18 protein-coding genes and 1 pseudogene are annotated in these 22,340 nt (G+C 70.2%); 8 read left to right on the top strand and 11 right to left on the bottom strand.

Annotated elements, in window-relative coordinates:
• Positions 1-883 (bottom strand): YncE family protein (locus EJK15_RS53905; RefSeq protein ID WP_206061679.1); only part of this gene is annotated, 883 nt, incomplete at its 3' end.
• 559 nt (positions 884-1,442) lie between these two features.
• Here EJK15_RS53905 and EJK15_RS53910 point away from each other — a divergent pair.
• The 3 genes from EJK15_RS53910 to EJK15_RS53920 all read left to right on the top strand — a co-directional run bounded on the left by EJK15_RS53910 (position 1,443) and on the right by EJK15_RS53920 (position 7,263).
• Positions 1,443-2,429, top strand: coding sequence for an Acg family FMN-binding oxidoreductase (locus EJK15_RS53910; protein WP_138718233.1), 987 nt, complete (start codon positions 1,443-1,445; stop codon positions 2,427-2,429).
• 353 nt (positions 2,430-2,782) lie between these two features.
• On the top strand, positions 2,783-3,412 hold the full coding sequence (locus EJK15_RS53915; protein WP_138718234.1) for a nitroreductase family protein: 630 nt from the start codon (positions 2,783-2,785) through the stop codon (positions 3,410-3,412).
• Positions 3,413-3,507: 95 nt separating this feature from the next.
• Positions 3,508-7,263: a multicopper oxidase domain-containing protein gene (locus tag EJK15_RS53920; protein WP_240777799.1), complete on the top strand. Its 3,756-nt coding sequence runs from the start codon at positions 3,508-3,510 to the stop codon at positions 7,261-7,263.
• A 63-nt stretch (positions 7,264-7,326) separates the two neighbouring features.
• Here the strand turns inward: EJK15_RS53920 and EJK15_RS53925 are convergent, their stop codons facing one another.
• From EJK15_RS53925 to EJK15_RS53955, 7 genes are all read right to left on the bottom strand, one after another.
• Complete coding sequence (locus EJK15_RS53925; protein WP_138718235.1) at positions 7,327-8,082, bottom strand: DUF2249 domain-containing protein; 756 nt, start codon at positions 8,080-8,082, stop codon at positions 7,327-7,329.
• 24 nt (positions 8,083-8,106) lie between these two features.
• Positions 8,107-9,567 carry a cysteine synthase A gene (gene cysK, locus EJK15_RS78490; protein WP_138718236.1) on the bottom strand — a complete coding sequence of 487 codons (1,461 nt, stop codon included), beginning with the start codon at positions 9,565-9,567 and terminating at the stop codon, positions 8,107-8,109.
• Positions 9,568-9,611: 44 nt separating this feature from the next.
• A complete protein-coding gene (locus EJK15_RS53935; RefSeq protein WP_138718237.1) occupies positions 9,612-9,830 on the bottom strand; it encodes a hypothetical protein in 219 nt (72 codons plus the stop codon).
• A gap of 104 nt (positions 9,831-9,934) precedes the next feature.
• Complete coding sequence (locus EJK15_RS53940; RefSeq protein WP_138718238.1) at positions 9,935-10,381, bottom strand: hemerythrin domain-containing protein; 447 nt, start codon at positions 10,379-10,381, stop codon at positions 9,935-9,937.
• A gap of 220 nt (positions 10,382-10,601) precedes the next feature.
• Complete coding sequence (locus EJK15_RS53945; RefSeq protein WP_240777800.1) at positions 10,602-10,844, bottom strand: hypothetical protein; 243 nt, start codon at positions 10,842-10,844, stop codon at positions 10,602-10,604.
• Entirely contained in the window at positions 10,748-11,209 is a 462-nt protein-coding gene (locus EJK15_RS78070; protein WP_420847160.1) for a zinc-binding metallopeptidase family protein, read from the bottom strand. Before EJK15_RS78070 ends, EJK15_RS53945 begins: the two co-directional genes overlap by 97 nt.
• A gap of 215 nt (positions 11,210-11,424) precedes the next feature.
• Positions 11,425-12,072: a TetR/AcrR family transcriptional regulator gene (locus tag EJK15_RS53955; protein ID WP_138718240.1), complete on the bottom strand. Its 648-nt coding sequence runs from the start codon at positions 12,070-12,072 to the stop codon at positions 11,425-11,427.
• 1,569 nt (positions 12,073-13,641) lie between these two features.
• Between EJK15_RS53955 and EJK15_RS53965 the strand changes: the two genes are divergently transcribed.
• The gene (locus EJK15_RS53965; RefSeq protein WP_138718241.1) at positions 13,642-15,168 is read left to right on the top strand and encodes an alpha/beta hydrolase family protein; all 1,527 of its coding nucleotides are present in this window, start codon (positions 13,642-13,644) and stop codon (positions 15,166-15,168) included.
• Positions 15,169-15,262: 94 nt separating this feature from the next.
• On the opposite strand, the pseudogene EJK15_RS53970 reads toward EJK15_RS53965, so the two are convergent.
• Positions 15,263-15,496, bottom strand: a pseudogene (locus tag EJK15_RS53970) (IS30 family transposase); the annotation flags it as partial.
• 140 nt (positions 15,497-15,636) lie between these two features.
• Here EJK15_RS53970 and EJK15_RS53975 point away from each other — a divergent pair.
• Positions 15,637-17,334, top strand: coding sequence for a sensor histidine kinase (locus EJK15_RS53975; protein ID WP_138718242.1), 1,698 nt, complete (start codon positions 15,637-15,639; stop codon positions 17,332-17,334).
• Positions 17,335-17,612: 278 nt separating this feature from the next.
• On the opposite strand, the gene EJK15_RS53980 is transcribed toward EJK15_RS53975, so the two are convergent.
• Both EJK15_RS53980 and EJK15_RS53985 read right to left on the bottom strand, forming a co-directional pair.
• Positions 17,613-18,305, bottom strand: a complete 693-nt coding sequence (locus EJK15_RS53980) for a CBS domain-containing protein (RefSeq protein WP_138718243.1) — start codon at positions 18,303-18,305, stop codon at positions 17,613-17,615.
• A gap of 214 nt (positions 18,306-18,519) precedes the next feature.
• The gene (locus EJK15_RS53985; RefSeq protein WP_276615533.1) at positions 18,520-21,105 is read right to left on the bottom strand and encodes a bifunctional acetate--CoA ligase family protein/GNAT family N-acetyltransferase; all 2,586 of its coding nucleotides are present in this window, start codon (positions 21,103-21,105) and stop codon (positions 18,520-18,522) included.
• A gap of 197 nt (positions 21,106-21,302) precedes the next feature.
• Between EJK15_RS53985 and EJK15_RS78075 the strand changes: the two genes are divergently transcribed.
• The 3 genes from EJK15_RS78075 to EJK15_RS54000 form a co-directional block, all read left to right on the top strand.
• A complete protein-coding gene (locus tag EJK15_RS78075) occupies positions 21,303-21,422 on the top strand; it encodes a hypothetical protein (protein WP_420847161.1) in 120 nt (39 codons plus the stop codon).
• 216 nt (positions 21,423-21,638) lie between these two features.
• On the top strand, positions 21,639-21,920 hold the full coding sequence (locus tag EJK15_RS53995) for a P-type ATPase actuator domain-containing protein (RefSeq protein WP_138718244.1): 282 nt from the start codon (positions 21,639-21,641) through the stop codon (positions 21,918-21,920).
• 234 nt (positions 21,921-22,154) lie between these two features.
• Positions 22,155-22,340 (top strand): hypothetical protein (locus EJK15_RS54000; protein ID WP_138718245.1); only part of this gene is annotated, 186 nt, incomplete at its 3' end.

The following is a 22,340-nucleotide window of genomic DNA, read 5'->3' on the forward strand; positions in this document are numbered from 1 at the left end:
GCGGGTGGGTGGCGAAGCTGATCCCGTTCGGCTGGTCGCCCACTTCGACGGTGGCGACGGCCTGCCGGGCGCGCAGATCGAGGACGGACACCGTGCCGTCGTAGACGTTCGTCACCCAGGCCAGGCGACCGGTGGGATCGACGACCAGGCCGTGCGGGCCGGAGCCGGTGGCGATGCGGCCGGTCACCGCCATGCTGTCGGTGTCGATGAGGGAGACCGCCGTGCCAGGCTTCTCTTCGGTGCCCTGGTCGGCCGACAGCAGCGTGCGCCCGTCGGGTGTGAGGTAGAGCTGGGCGGGCGCGGCGGAAACGGAGGCCCGCGCGGTGACCTTGCCCGCCCGTAGGTCGATCTTCACCACGCCGGGCGGCCGGGAGACGGTGGCGTAGGCGTAGCGGCCGTTACATGAGATCGCCACCTGCACCGGTGGGCCACCTACTGGCACGCTGGCGGTCTTGGCGTCGGTTCGGGTGTCGACGACGTCGACCGTTTCGGCCTTCACGTTGGCCACGACGAGGGCGTTGCCGTCAGGGGTCGGCCGGGCGCCGTGCGGGCCGCCGCCGACGCGGATGACCTTCGCGGAGGACAGGTCACTCGTCCGGTACGCCGACACCGTGCCGTCGCCGTAGTTGGTGACGTAGGTCTTGGCGCCGCTGGGAGTCACGACCACGTGGGCTGGGGCGCGGCCGGTCGGCCCGGACGCCTTGAGCCGGTAGGTGACCGGGTCGAGTTCGGCCACCATGCCGGCGCCGCTCACGGCGTACACGCGGTCGCCGTTCGGGGAGACCTGCACGTTGTGCGGTCTGCTGATGCCGCTCACGGTGGTCACCACGCTGTTCGTGGCTGCGTCGATCGCCACCAGGGCGTCGCCGGCCTCGATGGCCACCCACACCGTCCCCCGTGGTGCTGAAATCGGGGCGGGGCCGTCGTCTGTGGAGGGGGCGCACGCCAAGAGTGCCGCCAGCGTGATGACCGCGCAGCCCGTACTCGTGATCTTCCTCTGTGGGCTCTGCCTCATGCGGCTCTTCTCTCGTCCTTTGTCGTAGTGGAAGCCGCGGACGCTCGGCGGCGCGGGCCCCGGCTTTACGCGCGATCGTGCTGACAGGAGCCACCCTTGCTGCCAGGGAAGCCCATTCGCATGTGACTAAGGTCCCTAGGAGGGAGCCGAAGGTCATCTGAGCGCTCCAGCCTCCCGCTGCTGACGCTTCCGCACCGGGCGAGCGGGATGACAGGGCCGGCCAACTCCAGGGCAGATGCCAATGGCCCCCGTCGTGGCAGAACTGCTCGACTCTGCGGTGGCGGGTGACCGTGCCCGACGCTGCTGGCGGTCGCCGCCAGCGCGGCCCGCTGATGTGCCCGTTGGTCCGCCGTACGTAGCACCTTCGGCCCTGACCTCGGCTAATGGGCAGTGGTGCGCTGGATTCGTACCGTTGGAGGTGGATGCCATGAACACCCCTACAGCAGAGGAGAGCGCGTTCGCCATTCAGGCGGCCCTGGAGGCCGCAGCCTGGGCGCCGTCCGTGCACAATAGCCAGCCCTGGTCGTTCGCCGTCTCCGGCGACGAGATCAGCTTGCGCGCGGACGCGGACAGGAAACTGTGCTTCAGCGACCCCGGCGGGAGGCAGCTGCTGATCAGTTGCGGAGCCGCACTGTTCAACCTCCGTACGGCGCTGCGCTTGCAGGGATACGAGCCCGTCGTGCGGGTGCGGCCGGACCCGGATCGGCCGGCGTTGCTGGCCACCGTACGGCTGGGCGAGCGCGCCACCCCTGACAAGCACACCAAGGCGCTGGCCGCCGAAATCGAGCGCCACCGCACCCATCGAGGCGCCTTCACCGATCTGCCCGTCCCGGACCGGCTGGTCGAAGCGCTGGTCCAGCAAGCGGCCGCCGAAGGAGCCAGGCTGACACCCGTGCGCGCGCCAGAAACCGTGCGGGTCGTCGCCACGCTGACCGAGGCCGCCCAGAACGTGCAGTCCCAGGACCGGGTCCTCAGCCTCGAGGTCATCCGCTGGGCCCGCCCGCCGGGCAGCGCCCGCAAGGACAGCGTGCCCGCCGACGCCTACCCCGCCGAGCCCGCCCAGACCGATCCGCAGTTCGCGCAACGCGACTACGCCTGGCGGCACGACTGGGGCACGCCGGCCGACCGCGGCGAGGCGACCTCCACCGGGGTCGTGGCGCTGCTCACCACCACTGGCGACGGTCGCGAGGACTGGATCGCCACCGGACAGGCCCTGCAGCGAACCCTGCTGCACGCCAGCGCCCACGGAGTGAGCGCCGCCTTCCACACCCAGGCGCTGGAGATGCACCATCTGCGGGAGTTCGTGCGCGAGGAGCTCTGCTCAGGCGCGTACCCGCAGATGATCATGCGGCTCGGCATCACGTTCAACGCCAAGGGCGCGGTCCGCCGCCCGCTGTCCGATCTGGTTGATTGAGAGGCGTCGTCACTTCCGGTACGACACGGCGACGAGCGTCAAGCCCGTCCTGTCCACCGTGGTACGCCGCTCTCACGCCGGCCGGGCCCATGTCCTCGTCGAGATCGCCGACGCTCGACGCCGTCCGGACGCCGGCGCCGGCCCGAGGCATACGGAGTGTCGTAACGGGCCTGCGATCGCCGAGGCGCGAATCGCCCGGCCGCACCGCTGAGCTGCAGACACCCGAAGCGGACACATGCCCGGAAACAGTCTCTCGGACCTGCACCAAGGGACTTTGGTCCCTGCCTCAGACACGGCGAGGCGCGGCATCGTGGGGCCATGTCCGCTGTTGCCTCCATTCCGGGAATGCCCCGATGACCGAACCCGGCGCGATCCCCGAGGCAGGGGTTCCTATTGCCGCACCGTCCGCCGCCGACCGGCCTGCCCAGGGGGAGAAGCCCTTCGCCACGCGGGCCGGCATTCGCCGGCTGGCCGGCGCCGCCGTCGCGGTGCCCTCGGTGCACAACACCCAGCTGTGGCGCTTTCGGCGTGCTAACGACGTGACCCTGGAGCTGTATGCCGGCCTCAACCGATTGCACACGGTCACCGACTCTCTGGGGCGCGGGCTCGGCATCAGCTGCGGTGCCGCGCTGTTCAACCTGCGGCTGGCGATCCGGACGACCGAGTACGACCCGCGCGTCCTCCCGCTGCCCCGCGATGATCGGGAGGGGCTGTTCGGGCACGTGCAGATGCTGATCAGATTCAGGTACGGCCCGCCGCTCCCGCGGGTGCCCCGCCGCCTCGTGATCGACGTCCTCGACGCGCGCACCCGGGGGGCCGGCGTGGCTGAGCCCGTGCGGCCAGTCCTGGCCCGTGGCCGCCCGCCGCGCGACCGAGTACGCCGGCGCCCGGTGATGGGCCGGGCAGGTCGGTGCGCCCAGGCCGATGACCGTTCTCCCGGGACGCTCCCGGCCACGCAGCGGCGGTGTGACAGGCCATGGTGACACCGCGAATCCCCAGGGCGCGGCCGCGCGCACCGCGACCGGAGACCTCGGCGCGGTCGGAGTCACCGCGGCGGCTGGAGCGATCAGGACGGCCTGTGGCCTGGCGGCGGCTGCCGCTGCTGGCCGGGGCCGCCGTTGCGCTGGTCGCCGGGATCGTCGGCGGACTCGCGCTGCTCGTCGTCGGAATGCCTGCGCCGGTGTCGTTCACCGAACAGCATGGGCCGCTGATGGCGCTTGGCTTCCTCGGCACGCTGATCGCGCTCGAACGCGCGGTCGCCCTGCGCCGCCCCTGGGGCTACGCGGCGCCGGCGCTGGCCGCGGTGGGCGCCGTGGCTCTTGCCGCCGGCGCCGAGCAGACGGGGCGCGTGGCGCTGACCGCCGCCGGAGGCTGGCTGGTGGGGATCTACCTGGCGCTGCTCGGCCGGCGGCTGTCCCGTGAGACGTTCCTGCAGCTCGGCGGGGCGGTGGCCTGGCCGGCGGCTGGGCTGCTGTGGCTGGCCGGCCGGCCGGTGCCGGAGCTGGTCGTCTGGTTCGCCGTCTTCTTGGTGCTGACGATCGCCGCGGAGCGGCTGGAACTGGCGCATGTCGTGTTCCTGCGGCCGGCGACCTGGGTCGGGCTGATGGTCGCTGCCGTCGTGGTCGGCGCGGGGGCTGTGGTGTCGCTCCTCGCCCCGGTCGCGGGCGCGCGTACGGCCGGGGCCGGGATGGTGGCGGTGGCCGGGTGGCTGGCCTTCCATGACGTGGCACGGCGGACCGTGCGCGGGTCGGGCCTGCCCCGCTACGCGGCCGCGTGCCTGCTGGCCGGGTACGGCTGGCTGGCAGTGGCCGGTGTGCTGTGGGCGGTCACCGGCCTGGCGTCCGGCCGGTACGCCTACGACGCCGCGCTTCATGGGCTTTTTCTCGGCTTCGTTATGTCTATGGTCTTCGGGCACGCCCCGGTGATCCTGCCCGCGGTGCTGCGGGTGCGGCTGCCGTACCGGCCCGTCCTCTATCTGCCGCTGGCGGTGCTGCACGGCGCCGTGGCGGTACGGGTGGCCGGGGATCTGGCCGCCGCCGAGGCGGTGCGCACGCTGGGTGGTGTCCTGGCGGCGCTCGCTGTGCTGATGTTCGCCGGATGCACGATCGCGTTGACGCGCTCCGGTCACGATAAGGAGGTACCCGGGTTGGGACCGGTCGATATCCGCATAGAAAAGGGCAGAGCGCCGCTCGACGCACCGCCACCACCCACGCGTCCCCGCGCCTCGTGGCACTTGCGGGCGAACACGATCGTCGTCGGCTGGCTCGCCATGACCGTCGTCGTGGTGCTGGCGGGCGACATGCTGCCGGCGCCGCGCTGGCTGCTGATCCACGTGTTCCTGCTGGGCGCCGTCTCCACCGCGATCCTCATCTGGAGCGAGCACTTCACCGTGGCGCTGCTGCGCGTCCGCACCCCGCCGCAGCGCGGCAGCCTGACCAGGATCGGCCTGCTCAACGCGGCGACGGTGGCGGTGCTGGCCGGGGTGTCGGTGGGACCGTGGCAGCTGGCCGCCGCCGGCGCGGCGCTGGTGGTGGGCGTGGTGTTGTGGCATGCCGCCGTGCTCGTCCGGCTGGTGCGGCGCGCGCTGCCCGGCCGGTTCGGCCACGTCATTGGCTGGTACGTGTGCGCTGCCGGAGCGCTCGCGGTCGGCGGTGTCCTGGGCGGGCTGCTGGCCGCGCATCTTTGGCACGGGGTGGTGCATGAGCGGTTGCATGCCGCGCACGCTGAGGTGAACGTGTTCGGCTGGGTCGGCCTGACCGTGCTCGGCACGCTGTTCACGCTGTGGCCGACGGTCCTGCGGACCCGTATGTCGGATGGGACTCGGCGGGCGTCGCGTGTGGGGTTGTGGCTGGCCGCGCCGGGTCTAATGGTGGCCGTCGCCGGGCTGCTGGTGGGCTGGCGGTGGGTGGCTCTGGCCGGGCTGGCGGCGTACGCGGCCGGGGGTCTGGTGGTGCTCGCGCCGCTGGCCGACGCGCTGCGCCGGAAGCGCCCGCACACCGGCGCAGCGTGGATGCTCGGGGCGGCGATCGTCTGGTTCGAGGTAGCGCTGGCTGCCGACCTGGTGATCGTGGCCTCGCGGCCGGCCCACGCGGTCGCCGCCGCGCTGGATTCGCTGCTGCCGCTGGTGCTGGTCGGGTTCGTCGCCCAGGTGCTGCTGGGCTCGCTGCTGCACCTGCTGCCCGCGGTGCTGGGTGGCGGCCCGGCCCGGTTCAAGGAGAACGCGGCGCTGCTGGAGCGTGGCTGGCCGGTGCGGCTGGCGGCGCTCAACCTGGGGGTGCCGCTACTGGCCCTGCCGGTGCCGCGGCCGGTGACGTTGCTGGGCTGGGTGCTGGTGCTGGGCTCGGCCGTGGCCTTCGTGGTCCTGGCCATCACTGCCCTGGTCCGGGCGCGCCTGGCCAACGGCCGGCCGTCGGACACGGCGGTCGGCAGCGAGACAAACGCGGCGGAGGGTGATAGGGGTCCGGTAGCCGGCAGCAGGACGGGGCGGCGGCAGTCGCTGCCCGCCGTGGCCGGGGTGGTCGTCGGCTGCCTGCTGACGGCCGCTGCGGTCGTCGTCGCCACGACCGGCGCCTCTGGACCGGCGACGACGGTGACCGCGACCGGTTCCCGCACGGTCGAGGTGACGCTGTCCGGGATGAGCATCCGTCCTGCCGTGATCGAGGCGCCCGTGGGCACGGTGCTGACGTTGCGCGTCACCAACGCCGACGCCCAGCGGCACGACCTGCGCCTGGCGACCGGCGAGCGTACCCCGACGCTGTCCTCCGGCCAGAGCGCCACACTGAAGCTGCAGCCGCTGGGCGAGGCTGTGGACGGCTGGTGCACGGTGGCCGGGCATCGCGCGGCGGGCATGACCATGCGCATCGTCCCGACCGGCGCGACGGCGGCCCAGCCGCAGTCGAGCACCGGCCACACCGGTCACGGCACGACCGCCCGGGCGGGCGAGCCCACCCAGCTGGACCTGGCCGCACCCATGTCGCCGGGCTGGAAGCCGTACGATGCGACCCTGAAGCCCGCCCCAGGCGGCACGGAACACCACATCGAGATCCGCGCTGATGACACTCTCGTCCAGGAGGTCGCGCCCGGAGTGCGGCAACGCGTGTGGACGTTCAACGGGACCATGCCCGGGCCGGTGCTGCGCGGCAAGGTCGGCGACGTGTTCATCGTGACGTTCGTCAACGGCGGCACGATGGGCCACGGCATCGACTTCCACGCCGGGGCGACGGCGCCGGACGGCCCGATGCGGACGATCCAGCCGGGCGAGCGGCTGACGTACCGCTTCCGCGCGGAGTTCGCCGGAGCGTGGCTGTATCACTGCTCGACCATGCCGATGACCCAGCACATCGCCAACGGCATGTACGGCGCGGTCATCATCGACCCGCCGGACCTGCCGAAGGCAGACCGCGAGTACCTCCTCGTGCCGGGCGACCTGCACCTCGGCGAGCCCGGCACCGACGCACAGGTCGCCAAGATCCGGCAGGGCGACCCGGACGGCTGGATGTTCAACGGCACCGCCGCCGGCTACGACCACGCCCCACTGCAGGCCAAGACCGGAGAGCGGGTCAGGATCTGGGCCGTGGCCGCCGGTCCGAGTTCGGGCACGGCGCTGCACGTGGTGGGGGCGCCGTTCGACACCGTCTACAAGGAAGGCGCCTACCAGCTCCGTGCCCAGGACCCTGGCGGGGCGCAGGTGCTCGACCTGGCCCCGGCGCAGGGGGGCTTCGCCGAACTCGTCTTCCCGGAGCCGGGCACGTACCCGGTGGTGGACCACACGATGCGCCAGGCTGAGGCAGGCGCACACGGCCTGTTCAAGGTGAGCGCTCTGCAAGACAACTGACCGCGCGCATGAAAGTGGCCTGCCCGGTGCTCGTACAGGGCAGGCCACGCGGCGTATCGATGATCAGGGACGGCCGATGCGGACCTTCCAGACCGCCGGCCCCGCCTCGAGGTAGTCCCAGGTGAACTCGCCGGGGTGCTCGGCGGCGAACTGGTAGTAGAGGGGCTTGGGATCGTGGTCGTTGACCAGTACGAACGCCGTCCCCGCCGCCAACTCCCGGTATGCGGCGAAGATCTGCTCGTGGCGCTGGGCCGGGATCAGGCGGCGGACGTCGAGTTCGGCCACGGGATTCTCCTTCCCGTCTGCGTGGCCCGTGCTGCCGCACCCGCGCAAGGAGGCGCCGGCCGGTTCTCCGAGGATCTCGTGGGTGTCGCCGAGCAGGGATGCCAGATCGATGCCGTGGGCGGCGAGGGCGGGCAGCAGGACGTCGTTCTCCTTCTCCAGGTGCGCCTGGAACAGGGCGTTGAGCGCGGACGACGCGCTCACGATCTCGCCTGGGGTGGTCGCCGTGGCCAGGTCGGCGGCCAAGACCCGCAGGCTGTCGTGTTCGTCCCGCATCGCGCGTACTAGTAGCTCGGTGGCGAGGAAGTCGGCCGCGGCGGCGTACAGGGTCTCCTCCTCGGCCGCGGCGTGTGGCAGCACCTCGTCGGCGCAGAACGCCGCCAGCACCGCTTGCCGGGCCGCCGGGGACGTCAGCCGGTCGATCGAGCGGGCGATGGTCACGGCGTGGTCGGACATTGTGCGGCCGAGGTGGTCGTGGTGGGCGCGGATTCTCGCCAGCACGGTGTCCTGAGCGCCGGTCTTCGTCTGGGTGGTCATGGAAACGATCTCCTCATGTGGTTCCTACGGGGTGAAGAGGGGGGTGCTGAGGTAGCGTTCGCCGGTGTCGGGGAGGACGACCACGATGAGCCGGCCCGCGTTGCCTGATCGGGCGGCGAGGGCGGAGGCGGCGTGCAGGGCCGCGCCGCCGGAGACGCCCGCGAGGATGCCCTCGGTGCGGGACAGTCGCCGCGCCGCGTCCCGGGCCTGCTCCACGTCCACTTGGACCACTTCGTCGTAGATCCCGGTGTCCAGGACGTCGGGGACGAAGCCGGCGCCGATGCCCTGGATGCCGTGCGGTCCGGCGGGGCCGCCCGAGAGCACCGCAGATTCGGCGGGCTCGACGGCGATCACGCGTACTTGCGGCTTCTTCTCACGCAGGAAGCGGCCCACGCCGGTGATGGTGCCGCCGGTGCCCACGCCGCAGACGAGCAGGTCGATCTCGCCGGCGCTGTCCTCCCAGATCTCCTGGGCGGTGGTACGGAGGTGGATGTCGGGGTTAGCGGGGTTGGCGAACTGCTGGGGCATGAACCAGCCGTGCTCGGCGGCCAGCCGCTCCGCCTCCGCGATCGCACCCTTCATCCCGAGCGCAGCGGGGGTGAGCACCAGCTCGGCGCCGTAGGCGGACAGCAGCGCCCGCCGCTCCAGGCTCATGCTCTCCGGCATGGTGAGCGTCAGCCGGTACCCCTTGGCGGCCGCCACCATGGCCAGGCCGATGCCGGTGTTGCCGCTGGTGGGCTCGACGATGTGGGCGCCTGGGCGCAACAGGTGCGCGTCCTCGGCGGCCTCGATCATGGCGCGGGCGATGCGGTCCTTGACGCTGCCGCCCGGGTTGGCGGACTCCAGCTTGGCGGCCAGCCGGGCGGGCAGTGCCGCGCCGAAGCGTGACAGGCTCACGAGCGGGGTGGAGCCGATGAGGGACAACACGTCGGGGTGGATGGAGGGCACGGGTTCTCTCCTGATCACGGGTGGAGTGACGGGGGCGGGGACGCGGGCGCCCGCGGGCACGTCGGCCAGCACGAGCGCGTGAGCGCCGACCGAGGCGCCGGCGCCGACGTGGACACGGCCGAGAATCGACGCGCCGACGCCGACGGTGACCCGGTCGCCGAGCACCGGGTGGCGGGGTACTCCCTTGACGTCGGCCTGGAAGCCGCGTCCGCCCAATGTGACGTGGTGGTAGAGGGTGACGTCGTCGCCGATGACGGCGGTCTCGCCGATGACGACGCCCGCTCCGTGGTCGATGAAGATCCGCCGCCCGATGCGGGCGCCTGGGTGGATCTCGATCCCGGTGAGGGCGCGGGCGAGCTGCGAGATCAGGCGGGGAAGGAACGGCACGCGGCGGCGGTGCAGCCTGTGAGCCAGGCGATGGATCCACACCGCCCAGACCCCGGGGTAGAGGATGACTTCCAGCTTGCGGTGGCCGTACAGGGCGGGGTCGCGGCGTATGGCAGCGTAGAGGTCTTCGAGCATGAAGGTGATGTCCATCCGTATCGTCGGTGACGAGTGCCCGCTGGGCCGCTATGAGCGGATCAGGCCGCGGGACAGCGCTCGTCGAAGACGCGCCGGACGTGGAAGCCGGTCATGGGCGTCGCGAAGCCGAGGACCCACGACTGCGGGCCAGACGGGCGGCGAGTCGGGGCATGGGCCTTCACAAGTACGACTCGCCACCCGTTGGGGTACCGGCCCGTCATGGACGCCACGGGCCGCGTGCCGGTCAGGCAGCGGATGGGGTGGCGCTCATCGGACATGACCGAAACGGTAGATCCGAAGCCGGATTCGGCGTCACCGCCATAGGTCACCTTCACGGCAGGACTTTGGTCCCCCATTTCTGGGTCGTTCGGCGCCTGCTCGCTCAATCGCCCGCTGGGGATTGCCGCGGCGTGATGCGGTCCCAGGTGGCGAGCGGCAGCATGATGACGGCGGCGGGGAACAGCCCGTGCTCTTCGTGGTCGATGTGCTGGTGCAGCCGGTCCAGGGCGTTCAGCACGGCGGGCCAGTCGGGCGCGTCCCGGTCGATCGCCCCGAGCACGCCGTGGATGTCGGTGTGCTCGGCGCAGAGCCGCTCCACCTCATCAGCCAGCGTCCCTTCGGCGCGCAGTTCGGTGAACAGTCCGCTCTCCTCGGCGGCGGTGTGCGGGACCAGCCGGGCGAGCAGCTTGTCGAGGAGGGCGGTGGCGTCGCTGTACCTGCCGTCACCGATGGTGCGCCGCAGCGCCCACGCGCACTCGTGGATGTCCCAGTGCTCTTGGGACAGGTGGCCGATCAGCGGAAATTCCCTGCAACCGCAGTAGTTGCACATGGTGTGGTCCTTCCGGAGGTAGTCACATCTCGAAAGACGAGGCGGGCGGGTACGGTGCCGACGAGGCCACCCAGGATCCCGGCACCCTCATGTCCCGGCGTTTAGGACCGGAACGGCTTGACCGGCCAGTCACCATGGGCGGCGTGGATCTCGGTGTGGCACAGGCCGCTGGCCTCGATACGCGTGGTCGACCGGGCGGCCCGCAGTTCAGGGTCGAAGGTCAATCATGGGTGAGTTCGGTGGCGGGTCGGCGCGGGCTGCGTGCCACGTGCGGCCCGTATCCAAGCCTGATGATCATCTGGGGATGGCCGCGCCGGTGATACGGGTCCCTGCGGCGGCGCATGTCGCGCAGATCGAGCGGCTGGTTCAGGAACGACGCCGACAGGCCGTGCTTGGTGGCGACCAGCAGCACCCGCTGCAGGGCCTGCCCGGCGCGTAGCCAGTGGAGGGGCCGGTCGCCCATGGTGGTCCGGCGCGGCCGAGGTCCGGCCTCGGCTTGAGCCGCAGACTCGGTGAGTCGGTGTGGGCTGCGACGATCCGGAACGACGTGTACGGCGGCGCCTTCTCCGGCATCATCCACGCGATCACCGCACCGCCGCGGACGATGTAGCGGCCGCCCGGAGAGGCGGCCCACGCCGCCCGCTCCGGCAGTTGGCGGAAGCCCGCCGCGTCGAGCCTCGTCCGTACCTCCTCCACCGCGTGGTACGGGGACGGACTCGCGGAGAGGAAGGCCAGCAGATCCTCGGTGTGCGTCCGGTCGAAGGGCATGCGGCAAGGCTTCGCCACCAGTCGTGGAGACGGAACAGATTCAGGCCTGTCTGAATCCATTCCAACCCCGTCCTTCGTGCGTGATCAAGGCGTCCACGATCGACAAGTGGGGCCAGATCCAATCTCTACACGAACCGGCGCTTTCGAAGAACGCTGAAATGAACGGGGCCAAGACCCAACCGGCGGATTCCAGCAATCATCGCAACACGCGGTCATTCGACTGTTGCGACGAGCTTAGTAAAGAGCTCGGCGGGCGTTCGCCGTGGTCTGCGCGCTCAGCGGGTCCCCTGCCGGGCGGCCCGGTTCCGGATCCCGCCGAGCACGGCGTCGAGCATCCGGTCGAACTCCGCCACAGACCCGAAGCCGGCCTGCAGGGGTGCGAGGGTGGCCATCGTGGGGTACGCCGTGGCGTCGATCGCGGGCATGTCGCCGACCCTGTCGGGTCCGCCGCTGAGGACCGCCAGCAGATATCCGTTGAGAAGGCCGAACAGCACCAGCGGCGCGTCCGCGACCACCTGGTCGGGCAAACCGGCCTCACGCATCGCGGTGACCAGTCGTTCCAGAGCGGCGAGGGCCACCGGCGAGGTCTGGGCGCGCGTGGCCAGCAGGGGGAACACCCGGGGATGCCGGTAGGCCATCTCCCGGTAGCTGTGCGCCGTCCAGCGCGCGATCTCTTCCCAGCCGTGGGGTGCGTCGTCCGCACCGGCCGCCACCTCGGCGAGCACGGCCTCGGATATCGCATCCAGCAGCGCCGCCTTGCCCTTGATGTGGTGGTAGATCGACATCGGGTCGACCCCGAGATCCTCCGCGAGCCGCCGTACCCCGAAGCGCTCAAGACCGTCACGGTCGACGAGTACGACGGCGGCGGCCGCGATGCGCTCGCGGTCGAGCCCCGCCGACGTGCCCTGTGTGCGTCTGGCCACGTCTATTCCCTCCCCTTGCCAAACCTACACCGTAGAATTTATCGTGCAAGTGGAAACCTACGACGTAGGTTTCGGAAGGAAGCGGTCATGACCACAATCACCAACCGTCCACCGTCGACACACACCAAGCGCCCCACCGCGATGTATTTGGGGCTGGCGCTGACGATCTTCGCCACGCTCGCGCCACCTGCTCGACATCGCCACCGTCGACACGCTGTCCGGCCACGTCCGCGATGCGTACCCCCACTGGGGTCCGGGCCTGGTGGCGGCCGACCGCAACGCGATCGTGATCTACCTCGTCGTCACAGGTGTCCTGGGGATTCTCGTCTGGCTGCTGCTGGCGGTCCCCATCCCTGGCTTCTCGCGCCGTGCGTGCTCGCGCCAGGCCCGAGGAACGCCCCGCCGTCAGCTCCGTGAACAGCGACAAGATCGCGGATCTCAATCAGTAGCCAGGGTGGCCCGGAGAGCTGGACGGCCACTCCTTGGAAGCCACTGAAGGCAAGCAGTCATAAGCCACACACGGCCCCTCACGGACCGCCAACAACCTTACGGAGAAGATGTGAGCGAGGTCACCGGTGCACAGCAGCCATCGGCGGGCATCCGGTTGCGGAGGCAGGCCCTGGGAGGGGAGCCGGACTGGTCGGAGATGACGGCCGAGGAGCTGGTGGCCTACCGCGACGCGGAAAACCGCAGGCGGGCATCCCCTGAGGCGCAGGCGATCACCGGGATCCCGGATCCCGTCGCCGCAATTCACTGGCAGCAGGTGGCGCTGCCCGGCCGCGAACTCCCGGTACAACTCCCGGTCCGGGTGTACCACCCCTCGCCCGGCCCCGGCAGCAGGGCGGGCCGACCTGCCACTCGTGCTCCACATACACGGAGGAGGGTTCGTGGGCACGGCGGTGCAAAGCGACTGGGCGAACAGCCACCTCGCCGCCCAGCTGCCCGCGGTCACCGTCTCGGTCGAGCACCGCCTCCTCCCCGGACAGTCCACTGTCGGTGGCCGCCGACGACGACTGGGACGTGCTGCGGCGTGGTACAGCACGCCGCGCAGTGGGGCATCGACCCGGCGCGGACCGCCGTCTTCGGTGAGAGCTGCGGCGCACGAGTACGCCCAGCCGATGCGTCGCACCGTAGCCCTAATGACGACGACCGCGATAGCCGAGAGCTTGTCCTACGCACTGCTGGTTCCGGGTGCTGCGGGCCCTGTTCGGGAGCAGTCCCGGAGATGTCGGGCCGTGGCTGATCGCGTTCGGGGCCGCGGTCTACGCGGCGCTGCGTCATTACAGTGACCTGTTCTGATTTCCGCGTCGGAACCACGATGTTGCGTGGTGTGCATCACCGGCTCGGCGAGCGCCATCCAGCACGCCCTCACCGCACCCACCCCTGCGGACCCGCTACCCGGTGGGCAAGGACGCCCGAGCGCTGAGCACCCCCGCCCCCATACAAACAGGAGACCCGCATGCCCAAGCTGCCCGAGCCGCAGCTCGCCGACGCCGACGACCTGGTCCGGCTCGACCCGGTCTTCGCCCGAACGGCCGTCGGCACCAGCCACAACCTGAGGAGCACCTGATGAGACCCCTGGAGATCCTGTTGTCGGCCATCAACCTGCTGGGGCTCACGATCGTGGCGATCCCCCGGCTGCGCGCGCTGCGCTGGCCAGGCTTCGTGGTGCCCGTCGCGCTGCTCTTGGCGGCAGCGCAGGTCCTCGTCGAAGGCCCGCGCTGGCAGCTGGCCCCTGCCTACGCGCTGACCGCGATCCTCTTCCTGACCTGGCTGACCGGCATCGTCCGGCCGAGTGCCGTGCACGTCAACCGACTGGTCGCCAGCTCAGCCGCCGGACTGGGTGCGCTGGCGGCCCTCGCCTCCATCCTCCTGGCAACGGTGATGCCCGTATTCCGTTTCCCCGAGCCGACCGGACCGTATGCGATCGGCACTACGACCTACCACTGGGTGGACGCAGGCCGTCCGGAGCTGTTCACCGACGCCCCCGATGATCACCGGGAACTCATGGCGCAGGTCTGGTATCCCGCCGAGCCTCAGCCGTCGGCGCCGCGCACCCCCTACATCCAAGACGCCGAGGCGGTGACGTCGGCGATGGCGCGCCTGGCCGGCTTCCCGGAGCCCGTCTTCAGCCAGCTCAGGTACGTGACCACCAACGCCGTCACGTCCGCTCGGATGGCGGCCGACCGCCCCCGCTACCCGGTGCTCATCTCCCTCACCGGGCTCAGCGGGTTCCGCGCCGCGAGCACCTTCCAGATCCAGGAGCTGGTCTCGCACGGCTACGTGGTCGTCGGGCTCGACCAGCCGGGCGCCGCCGCCATGACACGCTTCCCCGACGGGCGGGAGATCCCAGGGTGGCCCAGGGACAAGATCTATCCGCTGATCAGCCAGAGCTGGACGCCGCGGCCCGACGCGCCGACACTCCAGGGGGAGGCGCTTCCCGACGGGATCATCCCGTACTTCGCACAGGACGTCAGCTTCGCGCTCGACCGGCTCGCGGGGCTGAACGAAGCCGACCCCGACGGCATCCTGACCGGCCGCCTCGACCTCGAGCGCGCCGGCGTCTTCGGGATCTCGTGGGGCGGCGCGACCGGTGCCGAGGCGTGCGCGAACGACCAGCGCCTCAAGGCGTGCTTCATCATGGACGTTCAAATGACGGCCCACGTCGTCAGGGCGGGCTTGCAGCAGCCAGTCATGTACATGACCCGCGATACCGAGACCTTTCGTCTCGAACGGGAGCGCAGCGGCGGCTGGCCGGAGAAGGAGATCTCCGAGACCATCGAGACCATGACCGACGTGTACCAGCGCCTGCCGAGCACTGGCTATTACGTGGAGGTGCCCGGGTTGTTCCACGTCGACTTCACCGACGTCCCGGTCTGGTCACCGGTCACACCGCAGCTTGGCCTGAACGGGACGATCGACGCTCAGCGAGCACACGACATCATCAACGCCTACTCACTCGCGTTCTTCGACAAGCATCTCATGGGACAGTCACCGTCACTGCTCGAGGGGCCGTCGAGCCGCTTCCCAGAAGCGCGGTTCATGCATCACCAGGGCGGGCCGGAGCAGCCGTCACCCGCCGCGCACCCTCGGTGACCGTTGTCCATGCCGCCAGGCCGGGCGAACGAGGGATCCGCCCGGCGGGGCCCGCAGGACGGGGGCGGATTCCAGCGATCTTCGCAACACGGGGTCAATCGACTGTTGCGACGAGCTTAGCGAAGAGCTCGGTGGGGGTCTGCCAGCCGAGGATCTTGCGGGGGCGGTTGTTGAGTTCGGCGGCGACGGCGTCGAGCTGGTCGGCGGTGTAGGAGGACAGGTCGGTGCCCTTCGGGAAGTACTGGCGGAGCAAGCCGTTCGTGTTCTCGTTCGAGCCGCGCTGCCAGGGACTGGCGGGCTCGCAGAAGTAGACGGAGATGTCCGTGGCGCGGCAGCTAAGGGCCTATTGGGAGGGTGTCACAGCCATTGAGTGCTCACTGAGCACGCGGCGGTTTGTTGTGAGGGGTGCGGGGAAGCCCCATCGCCCCGGCGTGGGGGTCGTGCTGTCCGGGTGCAAAACTGTCCGGTATGTCGGAGAGCGAGCATCGTCCCCTGTTGCCTCAGATGCGGCTCGATGAGCTGCTGGCCGAGCTGCAGACGAGGTTGAATGCCGTGCTGGCCACGCGGGATCGGGTGCATGCCCTGCTCGATGCGGTCGTATCGGTGGGCAGTGATCTGGACCTGGAGACGGTGCTGCGGCGGATCGTGGAGACCGCGACCACGCTGGTGGATGCCGGTTATGGGGCGTTGGGCGTGGTCGGCCAGGACAATACGCTCGTACAGTTCATCCCGGTGGGGCTGAGCGATGAGGAGATCGCGAAGATCGAGCACTGGCCGCATGGGCTCGGCCTGCTCGGTTTGCTGATGAAGGAGGCGCGGCCGCTGCGGCTGGGCCGGATCTCCGACCATCCGGAGTCGTACGGCTTCCCGCCGGGCCATCCGCCGATGGGCACCTTCCTCGGGGTGCCGGTCCGGGTGCGGGAGGAGGTGTTCGGCAACCTGTACCTGACCGAGAAACGCGGCGGCGGAGAGTTCGACGAGGAGGACGAGGCCGTCGTCGTCGCATTGGCGACCGCTGCCGGTGTCGCAGTGGAGAACGCCCGGTTGTATGAGGAGTCCCGGCGGCGCGAGACCTGGCTGCAGGCCTCCTCGGAGATCACTACGAGTCTGCTGTCCGGCGCCGGCTCCCACGAGGTGCTCACCACGATGGCGGCGCGTGCCCGCCAGATGTGCGACGCCGACCTGGTTCAAGTATTGCTGCCCGACCCATCGGGGCAGGCACTGACCGTGGACGTGGCAGAGGGTGAGGGAGCGGACGAACTGCTGGCGACGAGATTCGAGGTCTCGGCCACGCTGGCCAGTGAGGCGCTCATTCACGGCGAGCCGAGGTCCGAGTGGGATCGGCCGAGCGCTGCCTACCCTGACTCGCCGCTGCGGCGGCTCGGGTACGGGCCCGGGCTCATGGTGCCGCTGGGTAAGGCGCCGCGGGTGCGAGGAGTGCTCGCGCTGGCCAAGCGGAGCGGGCGGCTGCCGTTCAGCGGGGCCGATCAGCAGATGCTCGAGTCGTTCGCGGACCAGGCCGCGGTCGCGCTGGAGCTGGCCGAAGCCCGCCGCGACGCCGAGCGGCTAGGCCTGCTCGAAGACCGCGATCGCATCGCCAAGGACCTCCACGACGTGGTCATCCAGAGGCTGTTCGCCACCGCGATGACGCTGATGAGCACCGTCCGGTTGGTCGAGCGGCCGGAGGCGGCCAAGCGGTTGCAGCATTCGATCGACGAGTTGGACGAGACCATCCGGCAGATCCGCTCGTCCATCTTCGCCCTGCAGACTCCCCGCGAAGACACCGCGCCGAGCCTGCGTACGCAGATCGTCGACCTGGTGGAGGGAGCGGGCGCGCACCTGGGGTTCATGCCGGGCCTGCGCATGGAAGGGCAAATCGACACCCTGGTACCCGAGACCGTCGCCGAGCACCTGCTGGCCGTCCTGCGAGAAGCCCTGTCCAACGTGGTGCGCCACTCCCGCGCCACCCGAGCAGAGGTCGCCGTCGAGGTCGCCGATGACCGTCTGGCCCTCGTGGTCACCGACAACGGCGTGGGGCTGGGCGAGAAGGGACGCCGCAGCGGCCTGCGCAACTTCGAAGAACGGGCCGCCCGCTTGGGCGGCGCCGCGGAACTGGATGTCCCGGAGAAGGGCGGGACGCGGCTGCGCTGGCACGTCCCGCTGTAATGGCCCGCCGTGGGATCGCACAGCTGGAACATGCACCACCGCTGGCAAACCGCCGTGGCCGGAACCGGCGACGCAGCTGCGTCGCCACATCCCAATGGTCCCGCCGTGGCCGAGCTGGGACTCATGACACACCACGCGACCTCGGTGGACGGCACCTACGACCTCACGACCTCGGCGAATCGGCGGAGGTATCTGCCAGGGCGCGTGCCCCGGAAGTCCCATGTTCGCGCAACGTGCCGATCAGCGGATCCAGCCGGTCCAGGGTGGCCGGCTCCATGTCAGGCACCACCCCACACGGGTAGCTTCACGATGTCATCGCGCTTCCAGCCGAGCTGGTCGTGCACGGCTACGACGCCATCGATGCTCTCGGCCAGGCGGACGGCGGTGATGGCCTGGCTGTGCTCGTTGAGCGTTCCGGACAGGGTGACCACGCCCTCGGACACCGTGATCTCCACGCCCGGGACATCGCTGGGGATGGTCTCCTGTACCTGGCGCTCGATGTCGGCGTCCTCGCGGAGGAAGACCTTGATCAGGTCGCGGCGGCTGACGATGCCGACGAGCCTGCCGTCGGCATCGACCACGGGCAGGCGCTTGATGCCGTACGTGTCCATCAGCCGGGCAGCCAGCACCACAGAGGTGCCGGGGGTGGTGGTGTGGGCAGGGCTGGTCATCAGCTCGCGGACGGTCTCGCCGAGTGCCTTGCTGAAGCCGCTCCCTTCGCTGCCTGCCGTGTGGCGGATACGGGCTCCCAGCGACGGCCGGTAGTAGTCGCCGTGGTAACGCTGCTTGAACTCCTGCTTGGCCAGCAGGTCGGCCTCGGACACCACGCCCAGGACGTGGTTGTCGTCGTCGAGCACGGGTACGCCGCTGACGCCTCGGGTGGTGAGCAGGGCGGTCACGGTGTGGAAGGAGGCCTTCTCGTTGACGGCGACCACGTCAGTGGTCATCACGGTGGCGACGGTGGCTCTCATGGCGATCTCCTGGCTGGGCGAAAGGGGTACTGTTCGCGCGGTTGGTCGTCGGTGCGGGCCAGCGGTGACGGAGATGACCTTGCCGGTCATGATTTCCCATGGCGGTCAGCTCTTCCTGGCTTCGTGCGACGAGATCCTTTTCTGGTGGCTTTCATCGCATCTGGCACATGGCTCGGTGTTTAGGGACGGAAGTCCCGAATTGGACAGTCGTTGGTCAGCGCAACCGACGCAGCAGCGGCGAGGGCGGCGGCTCGCAGGCGACGACCCTGATCCGCGCGTCCACCGTGGTCGCGCCGTCCGGAGTGACGAGGACCGGGTTGAACTCGAGCTCGGCGACCTGGGGCAGGTCGTCAAGCAGCCTGCCGATCCGTGCGAGCTGGTCGGCCAGGGCGTTGAGGTCAACGGGTGGCGAGCCGCGGTAGCCGCGCAGCAGCGGGGCGCAGCGTAACTCGCCGATCATGTCGGTGGCGTCGGTGACCGGCGGGACCTGAAAGGCGTGGCTGGTCGGCAGGTCGGCCGTCACCCCGCCCATGCTGACCATGATCAGCGGTCCGAACGCCGGGTAATTGACGCCGCCCACGGTGATCTCGACACCGGCGGGCAGCATGCGCTGGACGACGGCGCCAGTCAGCTCCTGTCCGATTCGGGTTGACATTTCGTGATATGCCTGGCGTACTTCGTCGGAAGTGCGGAGCCCAAGCCGGACACCACCGATGTCGCCCTTGTGCACGGGACCGACGGCCTTGAGCACGGCGGGCAACCCGACACTGGCGGCCGCCGCGGCGGCGGGCTCGGGGCCGCTCACCTCGACCGTCTCCGCCAAGGGGACGCCGTAGCAGCGCAGCAGCCGGGCGGCGACTGCTGGGGAGAGCCAGCAGCCCTCCGGGTGTGCCTCCAGCTCCGCTCGAACGATCTCTCGGGCCGTGCCTCTGTCCAACGGTACGGGCGCAATGGCAGGCGCGATGGGGCGCCGACGCCATTCCGCGTAGCGCACCATGTGAGAGAGGGCTTTGACGGCCTGTTCAGGGAAGGCGTAGCCGGGCACGTGCCCGTCGAGGCCGTCATGGCCGGCAACGCAGGCCAGCACGGTCTTGTCCGCTCCCTTGGCCCCCTCGGCGATGGCCTGACGGGTGGCGTCCAGGCCATCGCCGAACGGCGAGGTGCAGACGACGAGGACCACGTCCACATCAGGTGAGGCGACGAGAGCCTTGACCGCGGAGCCGATCTCGGTCGCGCCCACGCCCGCGGTAAGGTCCACCGGGTTGCCCAACGCGGCAGCGCCGGCCTCCAGCAGCTCCGGGACGATGAGGCCGTGGCACTCACAAGCGTTGGCGGCCATCGCGAGATGCTCGCCAGAATCGCCGACGATCGCGACCCGGCGCCCGGCCGGCAACGGCTGGGCAGCCAGCAGCTTGGCGGTGTCGATCAGCTCGTGCACGTTGTCGACCCGGATCACGCCGGCGGCCCGGGTGAGCGCGTCCACCGCCACATCCGGGGTGGCCGTGGCGGCGACGTGCGAGCGCACCGCCCGCTCGCCGGCGCGGCTGCGGCCGCTCTTGACGAGCAGGATCGGCTTGCGCGCGCCGACGCGGCGGGCGATGCGGGCGAACTTGCGCGGGTTGCCGAACGACTCCAGGCACAGCCCGATCACGTCGGTGCCGGGGTCGTCCTCCCAGTATTCGAGGAGATCGTTGCCGCTGACGTCGGCCTTGTCGCCGACCGAGACGAACGACGACATCTCCAGCCGCTCCAGCAGTGCCGCACCCACGGTGCCGGGCTGCGACATCAGCGCCACGCGCCCCCGGACGGGGCGATGCGGCAGGAAGCCGGCATTCAGCCGCACCCCCGTGTTCACCACGCCCAGGCAGTTCGGGCCGATGAGCCGTATTCCGGCCGTGCGGCAGATCCTCAGCAGTTGCGACTCGGTGTCACGCTGTCCGGGCTCGGCGAACCCGGACGTCAGCACGACCAGCCCGGCCACGCCGGCGCTCGCGCAGTCGCGGGCCACCTCCAGCACGTGCCGGGCAGGCACCGCCACCACCGCCAGGTCCACGCCGTCAGGGACCTTGGCCTGGCAGGCCAGCCCGGCCACCTCGGTGGCGTTGGGGTTGACCGGGTGGATCGGCCCGCGGAAGCCACCGTCGATGAGGTTACGCAGCACCTTGTGCCCAACGGCGCGCTCGTCCCGGCTCGCGCCGATTACCGCCACGGAGCGGGGCGCCAGCACCCGCGTCAGTGACGCCCGCCCGGCTACGTGATCGCGGGCGGCGATGGCCTCGCGCAGTCTGGAGGTGGGCTCGGCGGTCATGCTGACGTGCAGGGTTTCACCGTCGATGCTATGGGTGACGTCCAGGCCGAGATCACGCAGCATCCGGAGCATGGGCCGGTTCTCACCCAGGACATCGGCCACCAGCTCGCGGATGCCGTGCTCAGCCGCGTTCAGCGCGAGATGCTCCAGCAACAAGGTGCCGAGGCCGTGTCCGTGGACGGCGTCGTCGATGAGGATGGCCAGGTCGGCGCGGCCGCTCTCGAGGGGGACGTACTCTGCGACCGCGACCAGCCGGTCCTTCAGGTGTGCCACCAGTGCGTGCCCGGGGTATTGGTCGCTGGTGATGCGGTCCATGTAGGCGTGGGCGGCCCTGCGGTCCCCCGTGAAGAAGCGCAGGTACGCCGAACGCTCCGACGATCGGTCCACTAGCTCGTGCAAGGCCTCCCGATCTGTGGTGCACAGCGGGCGCACGTGGGCGATGCCCCCGCAGCGCAGCAAGACGTCGCATCCCTCAGACACGGTATTCGTCACGCATCGAAGCTGACCGGCGGGCGGGAGCGACAGGCAGTGCCGAACGGCCCTCGCCTTGGGGCCTAAAGTCCCTACCCGCTGAGCGGCAGGGAAGGCGAGGGTGGCAGGCACATCCACCATGATCTTAATCAGGTCCAGGCTGGCCGACCGCCTGTGGGCCGAACGCGCTGCCAACTGCTCGCCGTGCCCCTCCCCTGGTGCTGCTGTTGCACCAGATGGCGCACGTCGTCGCCCTGCTGCTGTGGGGCGCTCCTGCAGCAGCGCTGCCCGCCGGTATGGCGCAACCGACTGTGCCATCGTCATCGTCGTACTGCTGAACGGGGTGATCGCCATCGCCTAGGAGTACTGCGTCACCAAGCCGCGCAGCAGCCGGGGCAAGCTGATCTCCGCCAATGCGGTGGTCCGCCGGGACGGCCGACGCCGCCTGATCAGCGTGGCGACCTCATGGTGAGGGACATGCTGCCGCTGCAGGCGCGATCGCGCCTCTGCAAACCTGGAACTGACGGAGGTACACGCGCTCGCTCAACGACTCAATGCTCACCAGGCCCGAGACCAGGAACCGTGCCTACGCGGGCACGGTCGTGGCGGAAGACCAAGCCGAAGCCGCTGCAGTGGCCACCGGTCGGCACACGAGGCCGGCCGCGATTACGGAGCTCGCCCGGGAGGCCGCCCGGCCGTCCAGCCCGCTGGTCCACCACCTGGAAGCGGTCAAGACGCTCGGCTCGGCCACGTTCAACTGCACCGACCAGACCGGCACCCTGATCCGCAGCGAGATGGCTCTCGACGAGGTAGGAGCATCGGGGTTCGCCGGCTGACGTGATGCGATGCGCTCGGCAATGCTCAGCTTCACCGACTGCGTGATCACCGGCAAGCTGTGAGGCAACCTGATGGAGGTCGCCTCACATGTCGAGTCCCGACCGTGGCTGGCTGCCGACTGATGGTGGGCCTATTGGTCCCGTAACGAGGGACTTTGGTCCCTGCCGAAAAAAGGGCGGCGGGCACGAGTCTGGAGCCATGTCCGCTGTGACCGCTGTGGCGAGGAAGATCCTGTGACTGATATCGATGCGATCCCTGGCATGGGTCCGCTGCTGGCCGCCCGTGCGTTTTTCACCAAGTCGGAGGTGTCGGCCGACGGCCGCACGCTGCACCAGATAGATCCCAGCGCGTGGGACCGTTTCTACCGGGACCGGTGGGCGCACGACAAGGTGGTGCGCTCGACTCATGGGGTGAACTGC

The sequence above is a fragment of the Nonomuraea basaltis genome (assembly GCF_005893125.1).
GTDB classification, from domain to species: domain Bacteria; phylum Actinomycetota; class Actinomycetes; order Streptosporangiales; family Streptosporangiaceae; genus Nonomuraea; species Nonomuraea basaltis.